Here is a 24,503-nt window from a genome sequence, read left to right on the forward strand (position 1 = left end):
ATTTCTTGTTGTGAATAATTAAATAAAAGAAGTGTTTATTCCAAATCTTTATAATTGCGAATTCCTTAAGTTTCCTCGCTTTATCAAATATGGGTTTTATGATAAATATCATAATTCATGAAATATGAACCCTTTACTTTTGGCTTTTTAATAGAATAACCAAAAATTGAACTATGAATAAAAGAGCACATTCGTTTCATATTCCGGTTATGGGTATTGGTTTTACTATAGATTCGCCGTTAAAAGTAGCGCAATATGGAATTGATTCGGTGATTTCTCTGGTAGACGATATTCTTATCGAAAAGTTGCGAAAAATGTACAGTGAAAAGTTTGAGATACCCTATCAGGAAATTACCAATAAAGTAGACGATTTTAGAGCTAAACGCATTACGTCTTATTTGAATTTAATAAGTGATGTTGTTGATAAGAAGTTTGAAGCGATGAAAAAATCGGCACTTGAAATGAGTCACGATTTTAAAACCTATTTAGACTTACTGCCTGGTAATAGTCATCTAAAGGCCGAATTTCAAAATTTATTAGAAAGAGGGGTATCGAAATCTGATATTAAATCATGGTTAGATCAACGATTAGTTAAAGGAAGTATTGATGTTAATATTATGACTAAGGTTGATAAAGATAACTATGATAAAGATGAAAAACTGCCTGTAGAATATAATGATGCACACGCGGCTTTTAGAGGTTTTGCTAATAGCAAGTTAAATTCTTCAGTGGTCCTTTCGGCTGGGATGAATCCTAGGTTGTATGCCTATATGAGTTCGTTTAACGATTTCTTTCCTAATCAGTACGGTGAGTTTAAGAAGAAAATCATTTTAAAAGTTAGCGATTATCGATCGGCTTTAATCCAGGGTAAATTTTTAGCTAAAAAAGGACTTTGGGTTTCTGAATACCGTATAGAATCCGGCTTAAACTGTGGAGGTCATGCTTTTGCTACCGATGGATATTTATTGGGGCCGGTGTTGGCAGAATTTAAAGCAAACCGTGAAGCTTTAAGAAGCTCTATAGAATCTGTATTGGTTAAAGAACTGGAAAATCAAAATAAAGTTATCCCAAATGAACCGCTGTCCATAAAAATTTCAGCTCAAGGCGGTGTGGGTACACATGAAGAACATGAGTTTTTAATAGAGGAATATCAGTTGGATGCTGTTGGTTGGGGGACACCATTTTTGTTGGTGCCAGAAGCAACAACAGTTGATGAGCAAACATTAGACAAATTGCTGCTAGCTAAAGAAGACGATTTGTATTTAAGCGATATTTCGCCTTTAGGCATTCCGTTTAATAATTTAAAAAACAATACCAAAGACTTAGAAAAGGAAACTTTGATTAATAAAGGACGACCGGGAAGTGCCTGTCCTAAAAGGTTTGTAGCACTTAACAAAGAATTTAAAGATAATGGCATTTGTACGGCATCACGTGAGTACCAGTATTTAAAAATTAAAGCTTTAGATGATTTGAGTTTATCTGAGAGTGATTATAATAAAGAGTACAATAAAATTATCGAGAAGTCCTGTACTTGTGTAGGGTTAGGTACCTCTGCTTTATTAAAATATAATTTAGATACTAAAACCGAAGGCGCAGGTGTTTCTATTTGTCCGGGACCTAATATGGCATATTATTCTAAAGTGATGAGCTTGAATAATATGACAGACCATATCTATGGTCGCGCCAATATGATTTCTCGAAAAGACAGGCCGCATATGTTCGTTAAAGAACTCTTCATTTATATCGATTATTTAAAGAAAAAATTTGAAGCCACTAAAGCTGAGATGACTAAAAAAGAAGAGAAGTATCTTTTAACTTTTTTAGAGAATATGAAATCGGGTGTAGCATATTATAAATCTCTGTTTTTAAATCTTCAAGACAAGTTTCAGGATGTGAAAAATGAGGTTTTAAACCAGCTGGAAAGTGGTGACTTTGTGTTGAGAATTATTGAGTTGGAGATTGAAGATGAGGTTTTTGTGAGTTAAAAATAAGATGTTTGTGGTTAATAGCTTCTTAAGAGGCGTTTCAATTTTATTAAAGAAACGCCTTTTTCTTTAACAAGAATTAAAAGATTTATAGAATAGCTAATTTGTATTCAATTTCACTTTATTTTTTAGTGTAAACCTAATGCATTAGAATTTTAATTAAGATATTTGCAAAAAATATGCGTTTACATGGTGTTCGATTGTAGATGAAATTGAGAAGTTATGAGTGAAACAATAGACTTAGTAAAAGAAATAAATCGTCTTAAAAAGGAAAAAAATGCTGTAATTCTTGCCCATTATTATCAGGTGCCGGAAATTCAGGATATTGCAGATTACGTTGGAGATAGTTTAGGCTTGTCTCAAAAAGCAGCCGAAACTGATGCCGATATTATTGTATTTGCAGGTGTGCACTTTATGGCCGAAACTGCTAAAATATTAAACCCGAAAAAAACGGTTGTATTACCAGATTTAAATGCAGGTTGTTCGCTGGCCGATTCTTGTCCGCCAGAGAGTTTTGAAGCGTTTACTAAAGCACATCCAGATCACGTGGTAATTACTTATGTAAACTGTTCGGCAGAAATTAAGGCTTTAAGTGATATTGTTTGTACATCTTCAAACGCATTAAAAATTGTACAGTCTATACCTGCTGAAACGCCAATCATTTTTGCGCCAGATAAGAATTTAGGGCGTTATATTATTCGAGAAACAGGTAGAGATATGTTGCTTTGGGATGGTAGTTGTGTGGTACACGAAGCATTCTCTATCGATAAGTTAATCGAACTTCACAAAAAACACCCAGATTATAAGATTATAGCTCACCCGGAATCGGAAACACATATTTTAGATACCGCTGCATATATCGGTTCGACGTCAGGAATGATTAATTTTGTTAAGGAGCACCCTAACGAGAAATTTATTGTGGCTACCGAAGCTGGTATTTTACATAAAATGCAAGAGGAAATTCCGACGGCAGATTTAATTCCAGCTCCAGCTGTAGAAGATAACACTTGCGCTTGTAGTGAATGTCATTTTATGAAAATGAATACGATGCAGAAATTGTACGATTGTTTATTAAACGAATCGCCACAAATACACGTGCCGGAAAACATTATAGACCGCGCTTTATTGCCAATAGAACGTATGTTAGAATTGTCTAAATAGACGAAATATTTAATTCTCGATTATCGAGTAAAATCATGGTTACTGCAAATTATTTAGTTATTGGTTCGGGGGTTGCCGGATTAACGTTTTCAGTTAAAATTGCTGAAAAATTCCCAGAAAGAAATGTCATTATAGTTACTAAAGCTAACGAAGATGAATCCAATACTAAGTACGCCCAGGGCGGTGTAGCCATAGTTCTTGATAAAGAGAACGATTCTTTTAAAAAACATATAAAGGATACTTTAATTGCTGGCGACGGTCTTTGTAAAGAAGACGTTGTTAAAATGGTGATTAAAGAAGGTCCCGAGCGTCTTGAAGAATTATTGCTTTGGGGTGCTAATTTTGATGTAGATTCTAGCGGAGAATTCGACCTGGGTAAGGAAGGTGGACATTCAGAGTATCGTGTAGTGCATCATAAAGATATAACAGGTTATGAAATTGAACGCGCCTTATTGATGCGCGCTCATCAGTTGCCAAATATTTCTATTTTACCACATCATTTTGCATTAGATTTAATTACCAATCACCATATTGAAGGTGCAGACCCTGATGAGTTGAAATGTTACGGTGCCTATGTGTTTAATCAGAAAACCGGGGAGATTTCAACGATAAAAGCTAATAGTACCTTATTGGCAGCTGGCGGTATTGGTTGCGTTTATGGACATACTACCAATCCAGTTATTGCAACTGGCGATGGTGTAGCTATGGCGTATCGCGCAAAAGCCAGGATTAAAGACATGGAATTTGTCCAGTTTCACCCAACGGCGTTATATGAGGCTAAGGGCGGCGAATCTTCATTTTTAATATCGGAAGCGGTTCGTGGTTTTGGTGCACATTTAAGAAATGCCGAAGGCGAGCGTTTTATGTTAAATTACGATGAACGTGCCGAATTGGCATCGCGCGATATCGTGTCGCAGAGCATTGATAATGAATTGAAAAAATCCGGAGCGTCTCATGTATTTTTAGATTGTACGCATCTGGATATTGAAGCTTTTATTAAGCACTTTCCTAATATTTATCAAAAATGCTTAGATAATCATATCGATATCAAATCCGACTGGATTCCCGTAGTTCCCGCGTCGCATTATTTATGTGGAGGAATTAAAGTTTCTAAAAAAGGAAAAACAACAATTGATAATTTGTTTGCCTGTGGTGAGTGTTCTAGAACGGGATTACATGGTGCAAATCGTTTAGCATCAAATTCGTTGTTAGAAGCCTTAGTTTATGCACATAACATTTTTAAACATCATGTAAAGCATGAGTATGAGACAGCCGATGTTGCAATTCCAGACTGGAACGATGAAGGTACCACTATTACTAAAGAGCACGTATTAATTCAGCATAATTTAAAAGAATTACAGGCTTTAATGCGTGATTATGTTGGTATTGTAAGGAGTAATAAACGTCTATACCGTGCTAAAAGACGTTTGGAATTAATTCATGAAGAGGTGGAAGCGTTTTATAAGGAATCGAAAATAACCACGTCGCTTTGCGAGTTAAGAAATATGGTTAATGTGGCACACCTCATCGTGAATCAGTCGTTAGAGCGTAAAGAAAATAAAGGGGGGTATTTTAATGTAGATAATGTTAAAAAATAATCAAGACCGCATATAGTATAGCGGCCTTGATATCTAAATTAACGTGAATACAACCAGAGTTTTTAAATCATTTTTATCAAGTAAATACTTAGTAGCAGTTAATTACTTACCTAACATTAAAAGTTCGTTACAAACAATTTCTGTAATGTAACGTTTGTTTCCTTCTTTGTCGTCGTAACTTCTTGAAGTTAATTTACCTTCTATAGCAACTTCTTTGCCTTTGCCTACATACTTTTCGATAATCTTTGCGGTATGTCCCCAGGCTATTACATTGTGCCATTGGGTATCCGTTATTTTTTCACCTTTGTTATTGGTATACGTGTCGTTTGTTGCAATCGTGAATTTGGCTAAAGTTTTACCAGATTCTAAATTCAAAATTTCAGGGTCATTTCCTAAGTTTCCAATCAACTGCACTTTGTTTCTAAGCGTATTCATAATTTTATTTTTAAGGTTAAACAGTTAATACTATCGAGTTCCTATGTTTCGACAAAGCAAAGATGAGTTAGAATGAAAATGTTAGTCGGTTATTACTTGTTTAAATTCGTTTGTAAATGTTTGTAGTCGTTTGTAAACGAATAATTTGTATATTTAGCTAGATGTTGTATATAATTTTGCTTAGCCCCTATGAAATATAATTTAATAATAATACTTCTTACTTTTACTTTAATTGTTTATTCCCAAAATAAACTGACTAACGAGATTGATAAATATGTTAAGAACATTGAGTCAAACCCTGAATTAAAGGTGAGTGAATACGATTGGAATAAAATTACAGAAAGTCAAGTTGATCATGGAGCAACATTAAGAATATGGAAAGTAAAAAGTCAAATTGTAAAAGTTGAAGAACAATTTGGAACTTCTTATGGGCGATACACAAGATTAATTTATTTGAAAAATAGTAAACCCAAAAAAGGAGTTGAAATTGAAGAAAATTTTGAGTTAAAAAATAATGAAATTGACTATTCAAATTTAAAAACTCAATTCAAAATGCAAATTTACGTAACTGGATTAAATGAGTTAATAGGTGAATACGAATTCGAAACAAAAGAAGAAGGACAAAGAAAAGCTACAGAGCCCTATTGTGATTTGAATGATCTTTTTGCAATTTTAAACGAGATTACGGAATTATAAAAAAAATATTTGAGCACACACGTATATAACTTATTGCAGTTGAATTCCTAAAGGAAATATAACATCAAAGAAACCAAACCGTAAATATTAATATGAAACAATGTTTAGAATGTGGTGAAAAAATTGCAGGTCGCATCGATAAGAAATTCTGCAGCGATGGTTGCCGGAATGCCTACAATAATAGGGTGAATAAGGATAGCAAGAATTTAATTCGAAATACGAATAACAGACTTCGTAAGAACTATAGAATTTTAGAACAGTTAAATCCGGATCAGAAAACAAAAACCTCGCGCGCAAAATTAATCGAGGCTGGATTCGATTTTAACTATTTCACCAGCATTTATACTACCAAATCAGGCAACGTATATTACTTTGTGTACGATCAGGGGTATTTGCCTTTAGAGGGCGAGTATTATGCTTTAGTAAAAAGGGAAAGTTGATGGTAACAAAAAAGCTTTTGATTTAAATGTTAAACCAAAAGCTTTAATACTGGAATTATAATTTGCTTATCTCTCTATTATTTCCAGTTCTGTCCTTTTAATTTCATGGCGGCTTTTAATATGTCTTTTTGACTAATTAACCCTACCAGTTTGCCATTTTCTACAATAGGAAAGCGTCGTCTTTTTGCATTTAAAAATTTGTTGGCGGCATCAAAAATGTTCATGTTTCCATCAATGGTTTCCACATTTTTAGCCATATAATTTTCAATGGTTTTATCCTGCATTGGCATATTGTAATAGCGACTTTCGCTTATTTTTTTTATGCAATCTCCTTCCGATATTATACCTACTAATTCGTGCTTTTCATTAATTACAGGTCCTCCGGAAATTTTATGATGAATTAACGCTTCAATAGCTGCTTCAATAGTTTGATCGGGAGTAAACGTAATCAAATCCGTAGACATATAATCACTCACCTTTAAAGGTGTTTCATCAGCAACTTGTGAATGCTTCCTTGACCCTTGAAAACTTTTTATCCCCATAATATTTAATTTAGTAGTTCTACTAATATAATTCTTTTTTTTAAGTATTCCTAAGAAAGCTAATTTTCGTTTTTAACAATTATTATCAATAAAAATTATCACTTAAAAGGGTGTAGCAAGAATTACTGCTTTTTTTGCTTGGTTAAATGTTAATTTTTTATAGTTTTAGCACCCTAAAAAATAGAGTTATATGAAGAAAGTAATAGTATTGGTAGGATTGGTTTTTGGAATGACGATGGGAGCCCAAAGTAATTCTGATTTAATAAAACATTTTGAAGCTTATTATAAGCAAATGCAAAAGCAAGGCGATGTACAGGGCATTATCAGTGGTTTAACCCATTTAAATGTGTTGTCGCCATCTATAGAACGTGTAGACACCTTAGCTTATATTTATATGAGAGAGGGACAATACGTTCAGGCCTTGAATACCATTGGTGTTGAGAAAAAAATGGATGATTCTGATATGGCATTAGAGGTTAAGGCTATTTCGTTAAAGGCGGTAAAGCGCCCGGAATTGGCTTTATGGTTTTTTCAGGAAATCTTTAAAAGAGATCCAAATGCACACTTGGCATACGAGTTAGCTGAACTTAATTTACAAACTCAGCAGGTTGAAGAAGCCGATAAAAATATTGCCTATGGTTTAGCTAATGCTACAGATGATATGAAAAAGGCATTTTATGAAACACAGCAGCCTTATGAGGTGTCTTTAAAATCGGCGTTTATGTATTTACAGGCATTATCGCTTTATAATAAAGATCGAAAAGCCAATATTGATGCTGCTGTAGATATATTGGATGCGGCGTTTAAACAATCGCCTAATTTTAATTTAATTCAAATTACAAAGAACGAATTGTTAAGACAAAAACAAATGCTTCAAGCACAAGCGGCAGAAGAGAAAAAATAATTTTAGTGTTAAAGTAAAAAAGGGTGTTTTCTTAATTTTGAAAACACCCTTTTTTTATTACCAGATTTTTACGCGTTTACTTGGTTCTAAATATAACCTGTCCGTTTCTTTAATATCGAATGCCTGATAAAAAGCATCGACATTTAATAGAGGTTGAACAGCTCTGGTCATGCCAGGTGAGTGCGGATCGGTTTTAATTTGGTTCTTTAAAGCATCATCACGCATTTTGGTTCTCCAAACGGTTGCCCATGACATAAAAAAGCGTTGCTCAGCAGTAAATCCATCAATATTTTCTGGTCTTCCGTTTTCTGCAAAGCTTAACTGTAAAGCATCGTAAGCAGCATTTACACCACCTAAATCACCAATGTTTTCACCAAGTGTAAATGGTCCGTTAATATTGGTTTCAGGTAATACTTCAATAGCACTGTATTGATCGGCTAAATCTTTTCCTAACGCTTCAAATTGCTTTAAATCTTCATCGGTCCACCAATTGTTCAGGTTTCCGTTTTTGTCGTATCTCGCACCAGAATCGTCGAAACAATGAGAGATTTCATGACCTATAACAGCACCAATTCCACCATAATTAACCGCATCGTCTGCCTCAAAGTTAAAGAACGGAGGTTGCAAGATGGCTGCCGGGAATACGATTTCGTTAAAAGACGGATTAAAATAAGCGTTAACTGTTTGTGGCGACATGCCCCAACGGCTTTTATCTACTGGCTGACCTAAATCTTCTAAGTTTTTTTTGTGATGCCATGCGTTTACATTAAGCATGTTTTGAGAAAATGAGCCGTTTTCATCAGTTGAATGAATTTCTAAATCGGAGTAGTCTTTCCATTTGTCGGGATAAGCGATTTTAACAGTTAAAGCCAACAGTTTTTCAACAGCTTTGTCCTTGGTTTCTTCAGTCATCCAGGAAGCGTTTCTAATGCGATTTTCAAAAGCTTTAATCACATTGGCAATCATTTTTTCCGCACGCTCCTTTGCTTCAGGAGGAAATACTTCATCGACATAAAGTTTACCTAAAGCTTCGCCAATAGCACCATTAACTGTTAATAAAGCGCGTTCTTCCAGAGGGCGTTGCTGTTGTGCTCCACGTAATGTTTTACCATAGAATTCCCAGTTTGCAGTTTCTATATCTGTACTTAAAGCACCTGCCGATTTGTTAAAAAGGGACCAGCGTAAGTATGCTTTCCAGTCTGCTACATTATTTTCTGCAAGGATATTTTGTAGCGCTTTAGTATATTTTACTTCACTCACAATAATGGTGTCTAAACTTTTTACACCAATACCTTTAAAATAGGCATCCCAGTTAATTGCAGGAACCATATTTTGTAATTCGGTAATTGATTTAGGGTTGTAGCGTTTACGTGCATCGCGACGTTCTACTTTATCCATTTTTGGTTCAGCAAGGCGGGTTTCAAAAGCTAAAAGACGTTTAGCTTCTTCGTTTGCTTCTGTTTCACTATCTCCTAAATATTGAAGCATTCTTGTAATGTGTGCAACGTATAATTCTCTTTTTTCTTTAGAGTCTGAATCGTCTTTTACATAGTAATCTCTGTCAGGAAGCCCTAAACGACCAGAACCAAGAAAAGCAGAATTAATATCGCTGTTTTTAGGGTTTGTGCCAACGTAGAAACCAAAGAAGCCTATGCCTCCGTAAGGTTCCATTTCAATTAAGAAATTTTGAAGGTCTTCAATGTTTTCAATGGCATCAATTTTCTTTAAATTTTGTTTAATTGGGTTAATGCCAAGTTTGTTTCTGCTAACAGTATCAACTATAGTTTTAAAAAGTTCGATGGCTTTTTGTTGATCAGATCCTGGAAGTACTTCACTCTTTTTAATGTCTTTGTTATCCGACATAGCGTTTTTTAAAATGGCAAGAGCGTCTTCATCGGTTTTTTTTCTAAGCTCATTAAAACTTCCCCAACGGGTTTGATCGTCTGGGATTTTAGTTGTTTCCAGCCATTTTCCGTTAACGAATTTAAAAAAATCGTTCTGTGGCTTTATTGAGGTATCCATGTACTCAAGGTTAATGCCAGGGGTGTGGGCAACTTCATTGGTGTTGGTTTTTGTTTCGTTTTTACACGAAGCAACGGCCAAAACCAAAGATAAGCCTAAGAAAGGCTTAAAATTTAAGTTTGTTTTCATATACTGATTTGGTTAAAAAATAAGGCACAAGTTACTATACTTGTGTTTTAATAGCGGTGTGATTATGATAACCTTAACACAAATTGAGCGAACAAACTTGTTAAAATGTAAGTGTATTTACGGGCGTTCAAATACGTTCTTGTCGGCTTCCATTTTTTTGTTCATTTGAAGGTTTAAATTAGAAAAAGCTACAAGAAATTCTTTAATCGTTGCGAGTAATTCATCGCGATTGGTAGTTGATAATCCCGAAAAACTTTGAAGTTTATAAAGTTTAGTTTCAAAAGCTGTGATGCGTGCTTTTACGGCATCGGTATTTACTTTTTCAGGAATATTTTTATTGAAATCTTTTAGTAATGCGGTAATGGCTTCGTCATTATCATTAAAAAAACTTAGGTCGCCTTTTTTAACATTGGTAACCACATCGTTAATTTGGGTGTATTCATTCCAGCTGAGTATGGCTTCTTCGGCCTGATGGTCTAATAAAAACTCTGTGTATTTAAGTTTAGAAATGTCACTTTCAGTAATTTCAGTGGTGTTTTCTGAAGTATCGATATGTTGCTCTTGATTTTCAGATTGTTTACAAGAATTCACGATTACGATGAAAATGCTTAAAAGACTTAAAAATTTAAAATTCATAGGTTTTAAATATAAATACAACGGCAAAGATATAGGAATAGTTTATTAATCTTTAAAATAGATAGAAACGAATTAAAATGTTTTTATTGGGATGTGAAATGTTTTCAATAAAATCTTAGTAAATTTAAATAACCTACTTAAAACTTTATTTAAATGACACCTAAAGTATTAATAATAGGAGCTTGCGGACAAATTGGTTCAGAATTAACATTTAAGCTACGTGACATGTACGGCAGCTCGAATGTTATTGCCAGCGATATTAGTTATAGTAATTTGGGTGTGGTTAATTCCGGAATTTTTGAAGTGGTCGATGCGCGTAGTTATTCCAGTATAAAAATTTGTGTTGAGAAGTATGAAATAGATACGATTTACTTGATGGCGGCTATGCTTAGTGCAACGGGTGAAAAATACCCAATGAAAGCCTGGGATTTAAATATGGAATCGCTGTTTCATGTTCTTAATCTCGCGAAGACTAATATTATTAAAAAAGTATTTTGGCCATCTAGTATTGCAGTGTTCGGGCCGACAACTCCAGTAGATTATACACCGCAGTATACCGTCATGGAGCCATCGACTGTTTATGGCATTACCAAACAAGTAGGGGAGCGGTGGTGCGAGTATTATTTTAATAAATATGGCGTTGATGTGAGAAGTTTACGATATCCAGGTATTATCAGTTGGAAGACGATGCCAGGCGGTGGCACTACCGATTATGCTGTGGAAATTTATCATAAAGCCATAGCAGATGGTGTTTACGAATGCTTTTTGTCTGAAAACACCAAATTACCCATGATGTATATGGAGGATGCTATAAAGGCAACTGTTGATATTATGGAAGCACCAGCCGAAAACATAAAAATTAGGTCGTCGTATAATTTAGCAGCCATAAGCTTTACGCCTAAAGAGGTGGCAGAAAGTATTCAGGTCACACTTCCCGATTTTAAAATAACTTATAGTCCCGATTACAGACAGACCATAGCTGATAGCTGGCCTAAAAGTATTGATGATTCCAGAGCCAGAACGGACTGGGGTTGGAATCATAAATTTGATCTTCAGGATATTACTAATGAGATGTTATTTCAGTTGGATAAAATGGATAAGAGTCCTCTGAAAAAATCGAATTAATTGTATCTTTGGCTTTTCCCATATCTTAATTAATTATTATGCTAGAGAATTTTTGGTTTAATGTAGAATACGGTATAAACCATGTGCTTGACATTAAAGCTTACGACCACGTTTTATTTCTAATTGTGTTAACGGTTCCGTACTTGTTTAAAGACTGGAAACGCGTATTTTTATTAGTGTCTATGTTTACATTAGGGCATACCTTATCGTTGGTTTTAGCATCTTATGGTATGGTAAGTGTAAATGCAGCTATTATTGAGTTTTTAATTCCTATAACCATTTTAATTGTAGCGTTGTTTAATGTGTTTACTTCAGGTAAAGGCGCGCAAAAAGAAAAGGTTGGTGTTTTGTTTTTATCTACGTTGTTTTTCGGGTTAATTCACGGACTCGGGTTTGCCAGAGAGTTTAAAATGCTGCTTGGAGACTCTGACAGTAAACTGGTATTACTATTAGAATTTGCTTTGGGTATTGAAATTGCACAGATTATTATTGTATTTATCGTATTGTTTTTAGGGTATTTGGTGCAAACCATCTTCCGTTTTTCAAAACGCGATTGGATTATGGTGATTTCTGCCATTGTTGTAGGCTTAGTCATTCCTATGATTTTAAACAGCGATTTCCTGGCTTAATTAAAAATTAAGCACTTAACATCTAAAATTATATAAACTTTCGTAAAAGTTTAACGAAGTAGGGTTGTAATTAAAATACGAACCAAGTATATTCGTTATATTATTTCGCGTGAAGGATTGAGGTAGTTGTTGGAGCTCTTTATTTTTTTGAAATAAAAGCGACTGCCGAAAGCCTGGTTACCATGGGTAGCACGCCAAAAACAAATTCAAGTTCATGCCGAAGATTAAACAGCTTAAGTACGATAAAGCCTATCTAAGAATTGCTAAAGAATGGGGGAAATTATCTTATTGTAATCGTAGACAGGTTGGTGCGCTAATTGTAAAGGATAGAATGATAATTTCTGATGGATATAATGGAACACCGTCGGGATTTGAAAACTTTTGTGAAGACGATGAAGGCTACACAAAATGGTATGTTTTACATGCCGAGGCTAATGCGATTTTAAAAGTAGCGGCATCGACACAATCGAGTAAAGGAGCTACACTTTATATCACTATGTCGCCGTGTAAAGAATGTAGTAAACTAATTCATCAGGCGGGAATTGTAAAGGTGGTTTATCAAGATGCTTATAAAGACGACTCTGGTCTTAAGTTTTTAGAAAAAGCCGGTATAGAACTTAAACAAATTGAAGAAATAGAAGCTTAATGTCAAACAATAAAAAATACTTGCCCTTAATTTTAGGTGTTGCAATTGCGGCAGGGATTTTTATTGGCGGAAAATTAAATTTCAGTGATTCGCCGGACAGACTGTTTTCTACCAACAGTAAGAAGGATAAGCTTAATCGGCTTATAGATTATATAGACTACGACTATGTTGATGATATTAATACCGATAGTATTGTTGATGTTACCGTAAACGGAATTTTAGAGAATCTCGATCCGCATTCGGTGTATATTCCTAAGGAAGATATGCAGCGCGTTTCAGAAAATATGAAAGGCGATTTTATAGGTATCGGCGTTAGTTTTTATCCGTTTCGAGATAGTATTGCCGTTATCCGTGCTATTGAAGGAGGTCCAAGTGAGAAAGCTGGTATTAAAGGCGGTGATCGTATTTTAATGGCTGATGGCGATACACTTTTTGGGGCTAAGCTGAATAATAGCGATATGGTCGATAAATTAAAAGGACCGGAAAACACCAAAGTGCGATTAAAAGTTTATAGAAAAGGCGAGTCTAAACTTTTAGACTTTACTGTAAAGCGCTCTACAATTCCTATTAAAAGTGTAGACGCGTCTTATATGCTTACTGAAAAGTTAGGGTATATAAAGATTAACCGATTTGCAGAATCTACATATAAAGAATTTAAAAAAGCCTTAGATAAATTACTGGATAAAGGTGCAACCGAAATCGCTTTAGATTTACGGGATAATCCGGGTGGTTTTCTTGGTATAGCTGAGCAAATTGTTGATGAGTTTTTAGAGGATGAAAAATTGATTCTATTCACCAAAAACAAACGTGGCCATATTGAAAAAAACTATGCAACAAGTAAAGGTGATTTTGAAGATGGAAAACTGTTTGTATTAATTAATGAGAATTCCGCATCGGCAAGTGAGATTGTAGCTGGAGCACTTCAGGACAACGATAAGGGAACTATTGTGGGGCGTCGTAGTTATGGTAAAGGTTTAGTGCAGCGTGAAATGGATTTAGGTGATGGGAGTGCGGTGCGTTTAACCGTATCCAGATATTACACTCCAACAGGACGTTCTATTCAACGGTCTTACGATAAAGGAAATGACGATTATTATCACGATTATTTCGATCGTATTGAAAGTGGGGAGTTATTTGATTCTGATAAAATAAAGGTAGCCGATTCGTTGAAGTTTACTACTCCTAAAGGAAAAGTGGTTTACGGTGGGGGTGGAATCATTCCTGATGTGTTCGTGCCTATAGATACGAGTTTACAAAACGAAACGCTAATCTTTTTGCAGCGTAGTGGCTTTATAAGTAATTTTGTGTTTGTAGAGTTAGATAAAGATCGTGACGCTTACAGTAATATCCCTCGTGAAGATTTTATCAATAATTATACTGTGAGTGATGAAATGGTTTTTGATTTTCAGGATTATGTAAACCTTCGAACCAATACAAAAATTACCTTTGTGGCCTATCATGATGAGGTGAAGCAATATATTAAGGCAGCTTTAGCCGATCAGTTGTATGGCGACGGTGCTTTTGAGCAGATTATCAACCAAAATGACATTATGATAGATGAGGTAATTGAATTGAGTGCGGCAACAGAGAAGTTGTAATTATTCTTCTATCTTATCGTGAACTTTAGCATGTTTTCCGTCATTCCAAAGCGTTAAAATATCGGTAGCTACATGGGAGCCACTTCCTGAAGAAATAGCAAATTGACTACGCCATCCGGCTAATGAACCAGCAACGTATAAGTTATCTTCAATTAAATGGTCGGTATTTTTTAACCAGATTCTGTTTTTTTCAACAGCAGCTCTAGGGTGGGGCTCAACGTATTGCTCCAGACCTTTAATATGCATTAAATTTGTGTAGCCTACAGCGACAACAACTATTTTAGATTGATAAGTATTCTTGTTGGTTTTAATTTGAAAGCTGTTATCTAATTTTTCTAGTTCCAGTACCTTTTCGCCCTCAATTTGTTCTACGTGAGGATATAAATCGGCGAGTTGTTGTTTGCCATTTTCTAGAATGGATGCGCCGGTTGTACCTGGCGGTAATCCTAAAACGTTATTAAACAAAGCGGTTTGTAAGTGAGACGTTTTTTGGTGGGTAATAATGCCAATGCGTTTATCTTTTGCGTAAGCTTTGTTTTTAGCAGATCCTAAAATTAAAGCACAAGATAATCCTGCGGCACCACCTCCAATAATTAAAGCGTCAAATGTCATACTAACGGCGTTCTTTTACTTTTTGTTCAATTTGTTTAGAAACAAATAGAATTAGCATGATAAGAATGGCGCAAAGCGAAGCTAAAATAGTAATAAGAGCAATAGAGCTTTCGCCTTCCAGCGGTGCACTAAAATTTATTTTTGTCGTATTAAAAGCGATAAGCGCTAAGGCTAATACACTTATTATGATGGTTGCTATTTTCATTTTTAAAATGTTTTAGTTTAAAGCAAACAGGGCTTTAATGTTGTGTGCAAATAGTTTTACCGCGATGGCAAGTAAAATAACTCCGAATACTTTACGGATGATGTTAATGCCATTTTGCCCAATAATACGCTCAATCTTTGTTGACGTTTTAAGCACTACAAAAATAATAATAACATTTAATAATACAGCAACAATGATATTTTCTATGCTAAACTCTGCTCGCAGCGATAGTAATGTTGTTAAACTTCCGGGACCGGCAATTAAAGGAAAAGCCAATGGAAATACAGTAGCAGACATGGCGTTGTGTTCTTCTTCTTTATAAAGGGTAATGCCTAGTATCATTTCTAATGCAATAAAGAAAAGAATAAATGCACCGGCTACAGCAAAAGAGTTAACGTCAATACCAACTAAATTTAAAATACTCTTTCCTAAAAATAAAAACAGGATTAAAATCACGCCGGCAATAATTGATGCTTTACCACTTTGAATATGCCCTATTTTTTTTCTTAAATCAATAATAATGGGGATGTTTCCTATAATATCAATTACTGCGAAAAGGACCATAAAGGCTGTGAATATTTCTTTAAAGCTGAATTGCATAACCTCACGTTTTTAATTTAGTAACAAATGTATAGCAATATGATAAATAACAATAGTGTTTTAAAAATAAAGTTTCGTTATTTTTGCAGCCGAAAATTGTAGTAAAGGTATGTTTCAATTAGGGAAAACAATTGTTTCTGAAGATATTATAGAAAAGGAATTTGCATGTAATCTTTCGGCGTGCAAGGGGGCCTGCTGTGTTGATGGTGATGCTGGGGCGCCGCTTGATAAGGAAGAAGCGCAAATTTTAAAGGATATTTACCCAAAGGTGAAGCCTTACCTACGCCAGGAAGGTATTGATGTAATTGAATCGCAAGGAACCTCTGTAACATCTGAAGAGGATGGTGAATTAGAAACACCATTAATTAACGGAGCCGATTGTGCTTATGTTATTTATGATGAAAAGGATGTAGCGCTTTGTGGTATTGAAGCAGCATACCGAAATGGAGACGTAAATTGGAAAAAACCAGTGTCTTGCGAATTGTATCCCATTCGTGTTCAGGATTACAGCGAATTCTCGGCAGTCAATTACCATAAATGGCAAATTTGTGACGATGCCTGTTCCCTTGGAAAGGAATTACAGGTTCCAGTTTATAAATTTGTCAAGGATGCTTTAATTAGAAAATTTGGCGAAGACTGGTATATGGAGTTAGAGAAAATTGCGGACTCGAAATAACCTCTCAACCCTTTAAAAACAAGGTATGTCTTTCAAAAAAACTTATTTTTTGTGTAAACTTTTTGAAAATTTAAAAAATGTAAAGTACTTAAAATCAGTATTTTAATCAATTTTATTTGTAAACTTCTTAGAATCAATAAGTTTTGAAATTGTTAAAAACTTTTACTCAATGTTTATAACTTAGCCTTTCTTTTTTAACATCTATTTCTAATCTTTGTTACTCCCAAATCATAATAAATTTCAATTTTTTTAAAGCTTGTTAATAAACTTGTTGAAAATGTGTTTTGCATTGATTCAAAACATGTTAAACAAATTATAAACTTTGTTAGAGTAGTTTTTTGACGTGAAAAATACGTGAAGTTTTTGTTGCTCCCAGTTAATTAATAGCACGAAGTGGTCTTATATAATGTAAGAAATACACTCAAGTAACGATTATAACCAATACCCACAATATGGAATTAACGCACATTATTAAACGAGACTACGAAACCACACCTTTTGTGTTGGATAAAATTACCTGTGCCATTGAAAAAGCAATGCTTTCTGTTAATCATGGTACAAGAGAAGATGCTGAAGATATTTCAGGAAAAGTATTCGAAGCCCTTTTGGCTAGAAAGGCTGTAGATTCAAGATATGTTCCTACTGTAGAGCAGGTACAAGATATTGTTGAAGACAAGTTAATGGGTAGTGCATTTCATAATGCGGCCAAAGCCTATATTCTTTATCGCGATGAGCAAGCTAGAAAGCGTCAAACTAACATTTTTGAGAAACGTATAAATTTAAAGCCTTACGAGTATCCGGATTTATACGAGTATGTTAACGCTATTAGACATTCTTACTGGATTCATAGTGAGTTTAATTTCACTAGTGATGTACAGGACTTTAAAACAGGGTTAACACCAACCGAAAAATCGGCAATAAAAAATACCATGTTGGCAATTTCTCAAATAGAAGTTGCAGTAAAAACGTTTTGGGGAGACATTTATCAAAAAATGCCTAAGCCGGAAATAGGATCTGTAGGTGCTACGTTTGCCGAGAGTGAAGTGCGTCATCATGATGCGTATTCACATTTGTTGGAAATTTTAGGGTTGAACGCTGAATTTAAGACCTTAAAAAAGAAACCGGTAATCATGCGTCGCGTGCATTACTTAGAGACGGCTCTTAAAAACTCAAAAAGCGAAAATATTCAGGAATATGCCGAGTCGGTGTTATTGTTCTCTTTGTTTATCGAACATGTGTCGCTATTCTCTCAGTTTTTAATTATAATGGCTTTTAATAAGCATAAAAATATGCTGAAAGGGATATCGAATGTGGTTGAGGCAACATCAAAAGAAGAGCAAATACATGGTGATTTTGGTATTGATGTTATTAATATCATTAAAAAGGAAAACCCGAAATGGTTTGGCGAGGAGTATAATGAGAAAATTCAAAATATTTGTAGAGAAGCCTTTAAGGCCGAAAGTGATATTGTGGACTGGATTTTTGAAGATGGTGAGTTAGATTTCCTTCCTAAAAATGTAGTAAACGAATTTATTAAAAACAGATTTAATAGTTCGTTAGAAAGTATTGGTATTGGAAAAGTGTTTGATGTAGATGAAAAATTATTAGCACAAACCGAGTGGTTTGATGATGAAATAATTGGAACTAAACATGGCGATTTCTTTGTGAAACGATCTATCAATTATAGTAAGAGAACAAAAAGTATAACTAGTGATGACCTATTTTAAATTATGAAATTAAACACGCACCTCCAAGACGAACAAACAGAACAACAATCCAGCAAAGAACAATTATTAAACGCTAGGAAAGCTTATATAAAAAATACAAATCAGGCTGATTCAGATAGTGAACCAGAGTTTAAATGGCTTACTGAAAATAGTCGTAAATTTTTAGAATCAGGGTATTTAACCGATGGTGTAACTCCTGAAGGAAGAATTAGAGAAATCGCAGAACGCGCAGAACAAATTCTTAAAATAGATGGTTATGCAGACAAGTTTTATAAATATATGTCTGAAGGGTTTTTCTCGTTAGCATCACCGGTGTGGTCTAATTTTGGTAAAAAACGTGGTTTACCAATTAGTTGTTTTGGATCTAACATAGCAGACGATATGGGGAATATTCTTTATACGCAGTCTGAAGTTGGAATGATGTCTAAATTAGGTGGAGGTACTTCTGGGTATTTCGGTAATTTAAGACACCGTGGCGCGCCGGTAAAAAATAACGGGTATTCATCGGGTGCTGTACACATTATGCAGTTGTTCGAAAAAATGGTTGACGTTGTTAGTCAGGGCTCGGTAAGAAGAGGTCGTTTTTCGCCATATTTACCAGTAGAACATCCAGATATTAATGAGTTCTTAGAAATAGGTACCGAAGGAAATGCTATTCAAGAATTAACTCATGGGGTAACTGTAACCGATAAATGGATGCAGGAAATGATTGATGGAGATGTTGAGAAACGTACCATTTGGGCTAAAATTATTCAAAGAAGAGGGGAAATAGGTTATCCTTATATTTTCTTTAAAGACCATGCCAACAATAGTGCTGCCGATGTTTATAGAGACAAAAAATTACCTATTGTCGCTAGTAACTTGTGTACAGAAATCATGTTACCATCTAACGATCAATGGTCTTTTGTTTGTGTATTATCATCTGTAAACTTATTGCATTACGATAAGTGGAAAGATACCGATGCCGTTGAAACCATGGTATATTTCTTAGACGCGGTAATCACCGAGTTTATTGAAAAACTAGAAGAGTTTAGAGATTCTGCTGATTTAGATGACAGACAAACCTTCTTATTTATGGAGCGTGCTTATAACTTTGCAAAATCTAATCGTTCTCTAGGTTTAGGGGTTTTAGGTTGGCATTCTTTATTACAGTCTAAAATGTTATCGTTTGACAGTACAGAAGCCTTTAATTTAAATAGTGAAATCTTTAAATTAATTCAGGAGAAGTCTTATAAAGCTTCTGAAGAATTGGCAAAATTATACGGAGAGCCTGAAGTATTAAAAGGTTACGGAAGACGTAATGCAACTTTAAATGCCATTGCACCAACAACATCTTCGGCTTTTATTTTAGGTCAGGTATCTCAGGGTATTGAGCCTATTTGGTCTAATATTTATGTTAAGGATATTGCCAAGATTAAAACGACAATTAAAAACCCTTACTTAGAAGCGCTTCTTGAAGAAAAAGGACAAAATACAGCTGAGGTTTGGCGTAGTATTCGTGATTATGATGGGTCTGTACAACATTTAGACTTTTTAACAGAGCATGAGCGTGATGTATTTAAAACCTATTCTGAAATTGATCAGTTAACTATTGTGTACCAAGCGGCCAATAGACAAAATCATATAGATCAAGGGCAATCGGTTAATATTATTGTGCATCCAGATATGCCGGTAAAAGATATCAATAAGATATATGTTACAGCATGGAAGTTAGGGCTTAAGTCATTATACTATCAACATAGTATGAATGCAGCACAGAAATTTAAACAAAAGAAAGAATGTGCAAGCTGTGAGGCTTAGTATATATAAAAGCTGAGTTATTCAATTGTCTCTGAATAATTTTTTAATTAAGTGTTATATTACCAAAAAAGGCACCTCGAGAGAGGTGCCTTTTTTTTTATTGATTCAAAAGCTTGTACTTATTTGTACTGGCATAAGTAAGCGGTTTGTGTGTTAACCTTTACTAAAAAGCTTTCGTTAGCATCGATTTCGTAAGCTTCTCCTGCTTTGTAGGTTACCCATTCGCTTACGTTAGGAAGCTTTACGGTCATTTCTCCTTCAACCACGGTCATAGTTTCATGAAGAGAGGTCGAGAACTCATATTCACCAGGTTCCATAACGCCTAAGGTTGATTTTCCTGTAGCAGAAGTGTAGCCTAAAGATTTTACATTATTGTCAAAATAACTGTTTTGTGATATCATAATTGGTTTGTTTTTTGCAAATGTATATAAATTAGATAGGAATTACCGTGTATTCGTTTCAAGGATTTTGTGAAATAACAAAGCACCCACTACAGGTGCCTTGCATCTAACTCAACGATTCAAATGTTATGAAAAAAGGATTAATCCTTTTCTATACAGCTAAAGTAGAACTACAGTGTTAAGTAAATGGAGTTTTAGTATTATGTTAGTTTTATGAAATAGTTGTAATGCACAAGTAAAAAAAAGCCCGTGATTTAATCACGGGCTTTTTTTCATTAAGATGTTGTTTTGTTTACGCTTTAGCTTCTTCTGTGCTTAAGGTAGCAGGCTTAACCGATGCATCGTGTGCATGGTCGTACTCTTCAAGAAGATTCATAGTTGCGTTTAACAAATCTTTAGTTTCTAACAATAAACTAAAGTATAAGGTTGTGTTCTTCGGACTCGATTCTTCCGTACGAGTACGCTCCACTTGCTTTTGAATTTTCGTTGTTACTAACGATGTGATTTCAGCTTTTCTTCCTAAGATCACCGATAACTCATCAAAAGACTGGGTGTTAAATGCATTTTGAATATTGTTAAATAACGTTTCGAAACGCTCATCCACCTCTTTAAGTTCTTTAATTTGGTTGAATTTTAATTTCTTATGGTTATTGTTAACATGCTTATGACTCACCTTAGTAATGTATTCTAAAGACTGAACCATATCTTGTAAATATCCTAAAATGTGAATATAGAAATTACTAGCACCAACACTAGACTCATCTAAATTCTTGATGAAATAGAAAATGTTATCTCTTAGTTCATCAACCTCGTCTGAAAGTTTAATAATCTGCTTTTTATTCTTTTTAAGCATGGCTAAATCCTGCTTAGCTAAACCATTAATAGCATTGGTGTAAATTTTATTTCCACGCTTTACAAGACTAGCAATGTTTGATGCACTTTCGTGAATCACACCTTGTAACGAGCTGCTTTCAGCTTGCTTTAAGTAATCTTCCTCTAAAGATTTAGGAGAAGAAGTTTTCTTGTGTGCTTTGTAGTTTCTGTAAATTATTAAGCCAGTTAATAATAACAAGATTGGCGTCATTACACTAGGGTTCCAGTGGATTAGGAAGGCTACAAAACCTGAAGCGATAAAAGCTCCAATAGCTGTAAAGAACCAACCACCAATAACGTTTAATACACCAGCAACACGGTAAACAGCACTTTCTCTACCCCAAGCTCGATCGGCAAACGATGTACCCATAGCCACCATAAAGGTTACGTAAGTGGTAGATAGTGGTAATTTCATTGATGTTGCAATAGCAATTAATACACCAGCTACCATTAAGTTAACCGAAGCACGAATCATATCGAAGGCAGGGGCATCTTTAGCTTTTTCTTTGCTTAATAGAGCTTCTTGCTTTTCGAATCTCACATTCATTTTACCTTGAATACTTGCAGGAACAATAGCTTCAAAAGTATCAGAAAGGAATGTTGTTGCTTTTACTACACCACGTGATAATGAGTTCGGTTGAAATTTCTCGTGAGTATCCCCTTGGTGAGATAGACTAATCTCGGTGTCTGCAACTGTTCTTGCTTTTTTAGATAACCATAAAGTCACTACCATGACACCACCAGAGATGAATAATAATAAAGGTTCTGCAGGCACTTTCTTTTCTAGTACGCCCATTGAAAATGCTGAGGCGTCTAAGCCAGAAGCAATCCAGGCTTCATAAGAGTGGTATGCTGCCATAGGCACCCCGATAAAATTTACCAAGTCGTTACCAGAGAATGCAAGGGCTAAACCAAATGTACCAACAGCAATAACGATAAGTAAGATGCTTTTCTTTGTTAATTTCTGGAATGCATAGGCAAATAAAGTCCAGAAAACAAAACTTCCCAGCATGATGAAGATTTCGTTACCTTCAACACTACCTTGCATTTCACTATAATATGGAGTTCCTTTTAATCCTTTTAAGAAAATAAAGTAAGTGATAGCTGTTAATGAAAAACCGCCGAAAAACGCACCGAAATGTTTCATTTTCGTTTCGAAGTGGAACGTGAATATTAAACGTGATATCCACTGAACAAATGCACCAACGGTAAAGGCTATAACGACCGACAACAGAATCCCTAAAATAATGGTCAGGGCTTTATCAGTGTTGATATATTTACCAATATCTGAAATCGTTTCAGTATTTGAAACACTGGTTTTAATTAAGGCCATAACAACTGCCGCTCCCAGTAAGTTGAATACAATCGATACTGTAGTAGAGGTTGGTAATCCTAATGTGTTAAAAAAGTCGAGTAGAAGAATGTCGGTAATCATTACCGCCATGAAAATAATCATAATCTCGTCGAAGAAAAACTCTCCTGGAACGAAAATACCTTTACGGGCAACCTCCATCATACCACTTGAAAATACGGCTCCAATGAAAATACCTAAACTGGCAACAATCATGATGGTTTTAAAAGGAATGGCCTTAGAACCAATAGCTGAGTTTAAGAAGTTAACCGCATCGTTACTTACACCAACCACAATATCAACCACAGCTAATACAGTGATGGCTATCAGCATAAATAAATATAAATTATCCATAATTTAACTTGAAATAGTTTGCAAATATCTTTAGTGTTTTGCTTTGTTATGTTATCTAAATGTTAACTTTTAAAAGTGGATATCGCACTGTAACCTGTACATGATCTGACCAGTATTGGTTGGTACATCTAAGTAGCTAATATCCGTTTGTACTTTTAATTTATGACCAGATAAATATTTAGAAACACCAAGTGTATATTGGGTTTCCGGATCTTTACCGGTAATTGTTTTATCTAACTCTACATTAGTATATCTACCTGTTACTTCCCAGTTGTTTTTAAACAAATAACCAGACATTAAGTTATATCCATTACCTACTTGTACTTTATCACCAGTTAAACTGCCATCTGCATTTTTAGCAAACGGATCATCGGCGGTTCTATTAGCAAATTCTCCCATAAAAGAGAACCCTCTGTACTTAAACATTGCGTCTATAAAGATAGCGGAAATATTTGTTTCATAAAGTCCTTCGTCGGTTTCCATGTAAGACCCCATGTTACCACGGTTTCTTACGGCATTATTGTTAAAGTTATAGGTGGCACCAACAGCTAATTTAGGTGTGTGTTCGCGTTTTAAATCCGATCCCTTATAATCTCCTTTACTTTGAAAATCACCAAATGGATATAATTCAACACGACCAGTATATTGGTGTCCGCCTTCGTTACCGGTAGTTACGTTACGTCCTTCACCTTGAGAAATCGATAATATTTCTTTAACAATAAATTTGTTTGAAAGGTTGAAATGATGTCTTAACTGAAGTCCCATATCACGGTCAATGTTAAAACGGCTGTTTACTAACGAACGATCTACTAATTGTAAATCTGCAGATGAGATAACACGTTCGCGGTTACCTGGTAATTTGGTTTGTCCTGCCCATAAAACAAAGTTTCCTGCGAAGTTCCATTTTAAAACGGCATCCATAACATATCTTGGAGAATTGCTGGTATATTGTGATGCACCAGACATATCGCGGTTAGATAATCCTAACTCTATTTTGTATTTAAGTTTTGGTGAAAAGGCAAAACCATCAAATTTTAAACGTGAACGCCTTACTAGCGCACTTGTTTCTAAAGATTCTCCATCCTGCCATGTTGATGTTCCTAAAAGTTGCATACGGAATCCAACTTTCATGGTAAATGAACTGTCTTTACCTACTAAATTAAAAAGTCCTTTCCCGAATTTTGGGGCATTGGTTTCCTGCGCAAAAAAAGTGCTTGTAGCTAATACTAAAATAGCTACGAGGCTCCATCTAAATTTCATAAATTGTATTCTTAGTTTTTGTCGGGCGCAAAAGTCTAATATTAAAACGAAACCAATGTTTCCTTAATGTTAAATGTACGTAAAATAAAAGAGACTAC

At 34.9% G+C, this 24,503-nt stretch carries 23 protein-coding genes; 13 read left to right on the plus strand and 10 right to left on the minus strand.

Annotated elements, in window-relative coordinates:
- Positions 1-173 precede the first annotated feature (173 nt).
- The 3 genes from ICJ85_RS11990 to nadB all read left to right on the plus strand — a co-directional run bounded on the left by ICJ85_RS11990 (position 174) and on the right by nadB (position 4,744).
- A complete protein-coding gene (locus tag ICJ85_RS11990; RefSeq protein WP_188224036.1) occupies positions 174-1,985 on the plus strand; it encodes a hypothetical protein in 1,812 nt (603 codons plus the stop codon).
- Between the two features lie 222 nt (positions 1,986-2,207).
- Positions 2,208-3,146, plus strand: a complete 939-nt coding sequence (gene nadA, locus ICJ85_RS11995; protein WP_188224037.1) for a quinolinate synthase NadA — start codon at positions 2,208-2,210, stop codon at positions 3,144-3,146.
- Between the two features lie 35 nt (positions 3,147-3,181).
- Positions 3,182-4,744 (plus strand): L-aspartate oxidase, encoded by a 1,563-nt coding sequence (gene nadB, locus ICJ85_RS12000; protein ID WP_188224038.1) that lies wholly within the window; start codon positions 3,182-3,184, stop codon positions 4,742-4,744.
- Positions 4,745-4,846: 102 nt separating this feature from the next.
- Here nadB and ICJ85_RS12005 read toward each other — a convergent pair whose 3' ends face one another.
- Complete coding sequence (locus ICJ85_RS12005) at positions 4,847-5,179, minus strand: single-stranded DNA-binding protein (protein ID WP_188224039.1); 333 nt, start codon at positions 5,177-5,179, stop codon at positions 4,847-4,849.
- A 189-nt stretch (positions 5,180-5,368) separates the two neighbouring features.
- Between ICJ85_RS12005 and ICJ85_RS12010 the strand changes: the two genes are divergently transcribed.
- Both ICJ85_RS12010 and ICJ85_RS12015 read left to right on the plus strand, forming a co-directional pair.
- Positions 5,369-5,875 carry a hypothetical protein gene (locus tag ICJ85_RS12010; RefSeq protein WP_188224040.1) on the plus strand — a complete coding sequence of 169 codons (507 nt, stop codon included), beginning with the start codon at positions 5,369-5,371 and terminating at the stop codon, positions 5,873-5,875.
- Positions 5,876-5,967: 92 nt separating this feature from the next.
- Positions 5,968-6,315, plus strand: coding sequence for a hypothetical protein (locus tag ICJ85_RS12015; RefSeq protein WP_188224041.1), 348 nt, complete (start codon positions 5,968-5,970; stop codon positions 6,313-6,315).
- 77 nt (positions 6,316-6,392) lie between these two features.
- Here ICJ85_RS12015 and ICJ85_RS12020 read toward each other — a convergent pair whose 3' ends face one another.
- Positions 6,393-6,857 (minus strand): CBS domain-containing protein, encoded by a 465-nt coding sequence (locus ICJ85_RS12020; RefSeq protein WP_188224042.1) that lies wholly within the window; start codon positions 6,855-6,857, stop codon positions 6,393-6,395.
- 190 nt (positions 6,858-7,047) lie between these two features.
- Here ICJ85_RS12020 and ICJ85_RS12025 point away from each other — a divergent pair, with 190 nt between their 5' ends.
- Complete coding sequence (locus ICJ85_RS12025; RefSeq protein WP_188224043.1) at positions 7,048-7,761, plus strand: tetratricopeptide repeat protein; 714 nt, start codon at positions 7,048-7,050, stop codon at positions 7,759-7,761.
- 57 nt (positions 7,762-7,818) lie between these two features.
- Here ICJ85_RS12025 and ICJ85_RS12030 read toward each other — a convergent pair whose 3' ends face one another.
- Positions 7,819-9,912, minus strand: a complete 2,094-nt coding sequence (locus ICJ85_RS12030) for a M13 family metallopeptidase (protein ID WP_188224044.1) — start codon at positions 9,910-9,912, stop codon at positions 7,819-7,821.
- A 117-nt stretch (positions 9,913-10,029) separates the two neighbouring features.
- Positions 10,030-10,548 carry a hypothetical protein gene (locus tag ICJ85_RS12035; RefSeq protein WP_188224045.1) on the minus strand — a complete coding sequence of 173 codons (519 nt, stop codon included), beginning with the start codon at positions 10,546-10,548 and terminating at the stop codon, positions 10,030-10,032.
- 153 nt (positions 10,549-10,701) lie between these two features.
- Here ICJ85_RS12035 and ICJ85_RS12040 point away from each other — a divergent pair, with 153 nt between their 5' ends.
- The 4 genes from ICJ85_RS12040 (at position 10,702) to ICJ85_RS12055 (ending at position 14,546) form a co-directional block, all read left to right on the plus strand.
- Positions 10,702-11,673 carry an NAD-dependent epimerase/dehydratase family protein gene (locus ICJ85_RS12040; RefSeq protein WP_188224046.1) on the plus strand — a complete coding sequence of 324 codons (972 nt, stop codon included), beginning with the start codon at positions 10,702-10,704 and terminating at the stop codon, positions 11,671-11,673.
- A 38-nt stretch (positions 11,674-11,711) separates the two neighbouring features.
- The gene (locus ICJ85_RS12045; protein ID WP_188224047.1) at positions 11,712-12,302 is read left to right on the plus strand and encodes a HupE/UreJ family protein; all 591 of its coding nucleotides are present in this window, start codon (positions 11,712-11,714) and stop codon (positions 12,300-12,302) included.
- Positions 12,303-12,516: 214 nt separating this feature from the next.
- Entirely contained in the window at positions 12,517-12,948 is a 432-nt protein-coding gene (locus tag ICJ85_RS12050; RefSeq protein ID WP_188224048.1) for a deoxycytidylate deaminase, read from the plus strand.
- Entirely contained in the window at positions 12,948-14,546 is a 1,599-nt protein-coding gene (locus ICJ85_RS12055; protein ID WP_188224049.1) for a S41 family peptidase, read from the plus strand. The genes ICJ85_RS12050 and ICJ85_RS12055 overlap by 1 nt, the downstream gene beginning before the upstream one ends.
- On the opposite strand, the gene ICJ85_RS12060 is transcribed toward ICJ85_RS12055, so the two are convergent.
- From ICJ85_RS12060 to ICJ85_RS12070, 3 genes are read right to left on the minus strand one after another with little or no spacing between them, the layout of a single operon-like run.
- Complete coding sequence (locus tag ICJ85_RS12060; RefSeq protein WP_188224050.1) at positions 14,547-15,158, minus strand: FAD-dependent oxidoreductase; 612 nt, start codon at positions 15,156-15,158, stop codon at positions 14,547-14,549. It abuts the gene before it with no gap.
- A 1-nt stretch (position 15,159) separates the two neighbouring features.
- Positions 15,160-15,363, minus strand: a complete 204-nt coding sequence (locus tag ICJ85_RS12065; protein ID WP_188224051.1) for a hypothetical protein — start codon at positions 15,361-15,363, stop codon at positions 15,160-15,162.
- A 12-nt stretch (positions 15,364-15,375) separates the two neighbouring features.
- A complete protein-coding gene (locus ICJ85_RS12070; RefSeq protein ID WP_188224052.1) occupies positions 15,376-15,963 on the minus strand; it encodes a MarC family protein in 588 nt (195 codons plus the stop codon).
- A 109-nt stretch (positions 15,964-16,072) separates the two neighbouring features.
- On the opposite strand from ICJ85_RS12070, the gene ICJ85_RS12075 reads away from it, so the two are divergent.
- From ICJ85_RS12075 to ICJ85_RS12085, 3 genes are all read left to right on the plus strand, one after another.
- On the plus strand, positions 16,073-16,639 hold the full coding sequence (locus ICJ85_RS12075) for a DUF3109 family protein (RefSeq protein ID WP_188224053.1): 567 nt from the start codon (positions 16,073-16,075) through the stop codon (positions 16,637-16,639).
- A gap of 452 nt (positions 16,640-17,091) precedes the next feature.
- Complete coding sequence (locus ICJ85_RS12080) at positions 17,092-18,366, plus strand: ribonucleotide-diphosphate reductase subunit beta (protein ID WP_188224054.1); 1,275 nt, start codon at positions 17,092-17,094, stop codon at positions 18,364-18,366.
- Between the two features lie 3 nt (positions 18,367-18,369).
- Positions 18,370-20,166, plus strand: a complete 1,797-nt coding sequence (locus ICJ85_RS12085) for a ribonucleoside-diphosphate reductase subunit alpha (RefSeq protein ID WP_188224055.1) — start codon at positions 18,370-18,372, stop codon at positions 20,164-20,166.
- A gap of 119 nt (positions 20,167-20,285) precedes the next feature.
- On the opposite strand, the gene ppnP is transcribed toward ICJ85_RS12085, so the two are convergent.
- From ppnP to ICJ85_RS12100, 3 genes are all read right to left on the minus strand, one after another.
- Positions 20,286-20,567: a pyrimidine/purine nucleoside phosphorylase gene (gene ppnP / locus ICJ85_RS12090; protein ID WP_188224056.1), complete on the minus strand. Its 282-nt coding sequence runs from the start codon at positions 20,565-20,567 to the stop codon at positions 20,286-20,288.
- A gap of 292 nt (positions 20,568-20,859) precedes the next feature.
- Entirely contained in the window at positions 20,860-23,145 is a 2,286-nt protein-coding gene (locus ICJ85_RS12095; protein ID WP_188224057.1) for an inorganic phosphate transporter, read from the minus strand.
- Between the two features lie 69 nt (positions 23,146-23,214).
- Positions 23,215-24,405 carry a porin gene (locus tag ICJ85_RS12100; RefSeq protein ID WP_188224058.1) on the minus strand — a complete coding sequence of 397 codons (1,191 nt, stop codon included), beginning with the start codon at positions 24,403-24,405 and terminating at the stop codon, positions 23,215-23,217.
- Positions 24,406-24,503 lie beyond the last annotated feature (98 nt).

Origin of the sequence: Aestuariibaculum marinum (genome assembly GCF_014596975.1) — a bacterium.
Classification (GTDB): domain Bacteria; phylum Bacteroidota; class Bacteroidia; order Flavobacteriales; family Flavobacteriaceae; genus Aestuariibaculum; species Aestuariibaculum marinum.

Excerpts from the sequence above, each read along its gene's own strand:
- ICJ85_RS12040 (WP_188224046.1), top strand. The coding sequence starts at position 10,702 with ATGACACCTAAAGTATTAATAATAGGAGCTTGCGGACAAATTGGTTCA.
- ICJ85_RS12050 (WP_188224048.1), top strand. The coding sequence starts at position 12,517 with ATGCCGAAGATTAAACAGCTTAAGTACGATAAAGCCTATCTAAGAATT.
- ICJ85_RS12065 (WP_188224051.1), bottom strand. The coding sequence starts at position 15,363 with ATGAAAATAGCAACCATCATAATAAGTGTATTAGCCTTAGCGCTTATC.
- ICJ85_RS11990 (WP_188224036.1), top strand. The coding sequence starts at position 174 with ATGAATAAAAGAGCACATTCGTTTCATATTCCGGTTATGGGTATTGGT.
- ICJ85_RS12030 (WP_188224044.1), bottom strand. The coding sequence starts at position 9,912 with ATGAAAACAAACTTAAATTTTAAGCCTTTCTTAGGCTTATCTTTGGTT.
- ICJ85_RS12070 (WP_188224052.1), bottom strand. The coding sequence starts at position 15,963 with ATGCAATTCAGCTTTAAAGAAATATTCACAGCCTTTATGGTCCTTTTC.
- ppnP (WP_188224056.1), bottom strand. The coding sequence starts at position 20,567 with ATGATATCACAAAACAGTTATTTTGACAATAATGTAAAATCTTTAGGC.
- ICJ85_RS12045 (WP_188224047.1), top strand. The coding sequence starts at position 11,712 with ATGCTAGAGAATTTTTGGTTTAATGTAGAATACGGTATAAACCATGTG.
- ICJ85_RS12015 (WP_188224041.1), top strand. The coding sequence starts at position 5,968 with ATGAAACAATGTTTAGAATGTGGTGAAAAAATTGCAGGTCGCATCGAT.
- ICJ85_RS12055 (WP_188224049.1), top strand. The coding sequence starts at position 12,948 with ATGTCAAACAATAAAAAATACTTGCCCTTAATTTTAGGTGTTGCAATT.
- ICJ85_RS12060 (WP_188224050.1), bottom strand. The coding sequence starts at position 15,158 with ATGACATTTGACGCTTTAATTATTGGAGGTGGTGCCGCAGGATTATCT.
- ICJ85_RS12010 (WP_188224040.1), top strand. The coding sequence starts at position 5,369 with ATGAAATATAATTTAATAATAATACTTCTTACTTTTACTTTAATTGTT.
- ICJ85_RS12020 (WP_188224042.1), bottom strand. The coding sequence starts at position 6,857 with ATGGGGATAAAAAGTTTTCAAGGGTCAAGGAAGCATTCACAAGTTGCT.
- ICJ85_RS12095 (WP_188224057.1), bottom strand. The coding sequence starts at position 23,145 with ATGGATAATTTATATTTATTTATGCTGATAGCCATCACTGTATTAGCT.
- ICJ85_RS12035 (WP_188224045.1), bottom strand. The coding sequence starts at position 10,548 with ATGAATTTTAAATTTTTAAGTCTTTTAAGCATTTTCATCGTAATCGTG.
- ICJ85_RS12025 (WP_188224043.1), top strand. The coding sequence starts at position 7,048 with ATGAAGAAAGTAATAGTATTGGTAGGATTGGTTTTTGGAATGACGATG.
- ICJ85_RS12075 (WP_188224053.1), top strand. The coding sequence starts at position 16,073 with ATGTTTCAATTAGGGAAAACAATTGTTTCTGAAGATATTATAGAAAAG.
- nadA (WP_188224037.1), top strand. The coding sequence starts at position 2,208 with ATGAGTGAAACAATAGACTTAGTAAAAGAAATAAATCGTCTTAAAAAG.
- ICJ85_RS12005 (WP_188224039.1), bottom strand. The coding sequence starts at position 5,179 with ATGAATACGCTTAGAAACAAAGTGCAGTTGATTGGAAACTTAGGAAAT.
- ICJ85_RS12085 (WP_188224055.1), top strand. The coding sequence starts at position 18,370 with ATGAAATTAAACACGCACCTCCAAGACGAACAAACAGAACAACAATCC.
- nadB (WP_188224038.1), top strand. The coding sequence starts at position 3,182 with ATGGTTACTGCAAATTATTTAGTTATTGGTTCGGGGGTTGCCGGATTA.
- ICJ85_RS12100 (WP_188224058.1), bottom strand. The coding sequence starts at position 24,405 with ATGAAATTTAGATGGAGCCTCGTAGCTATTTTAGTATTAGCTACAAGC.
- ICJ85_RS12080 (WP_188224054.1), top strand. The coding sequence starts at position 17,092 with ATGGAATTAACGCACATTATTAAACGAGACTACGAAACCACACCTTTT.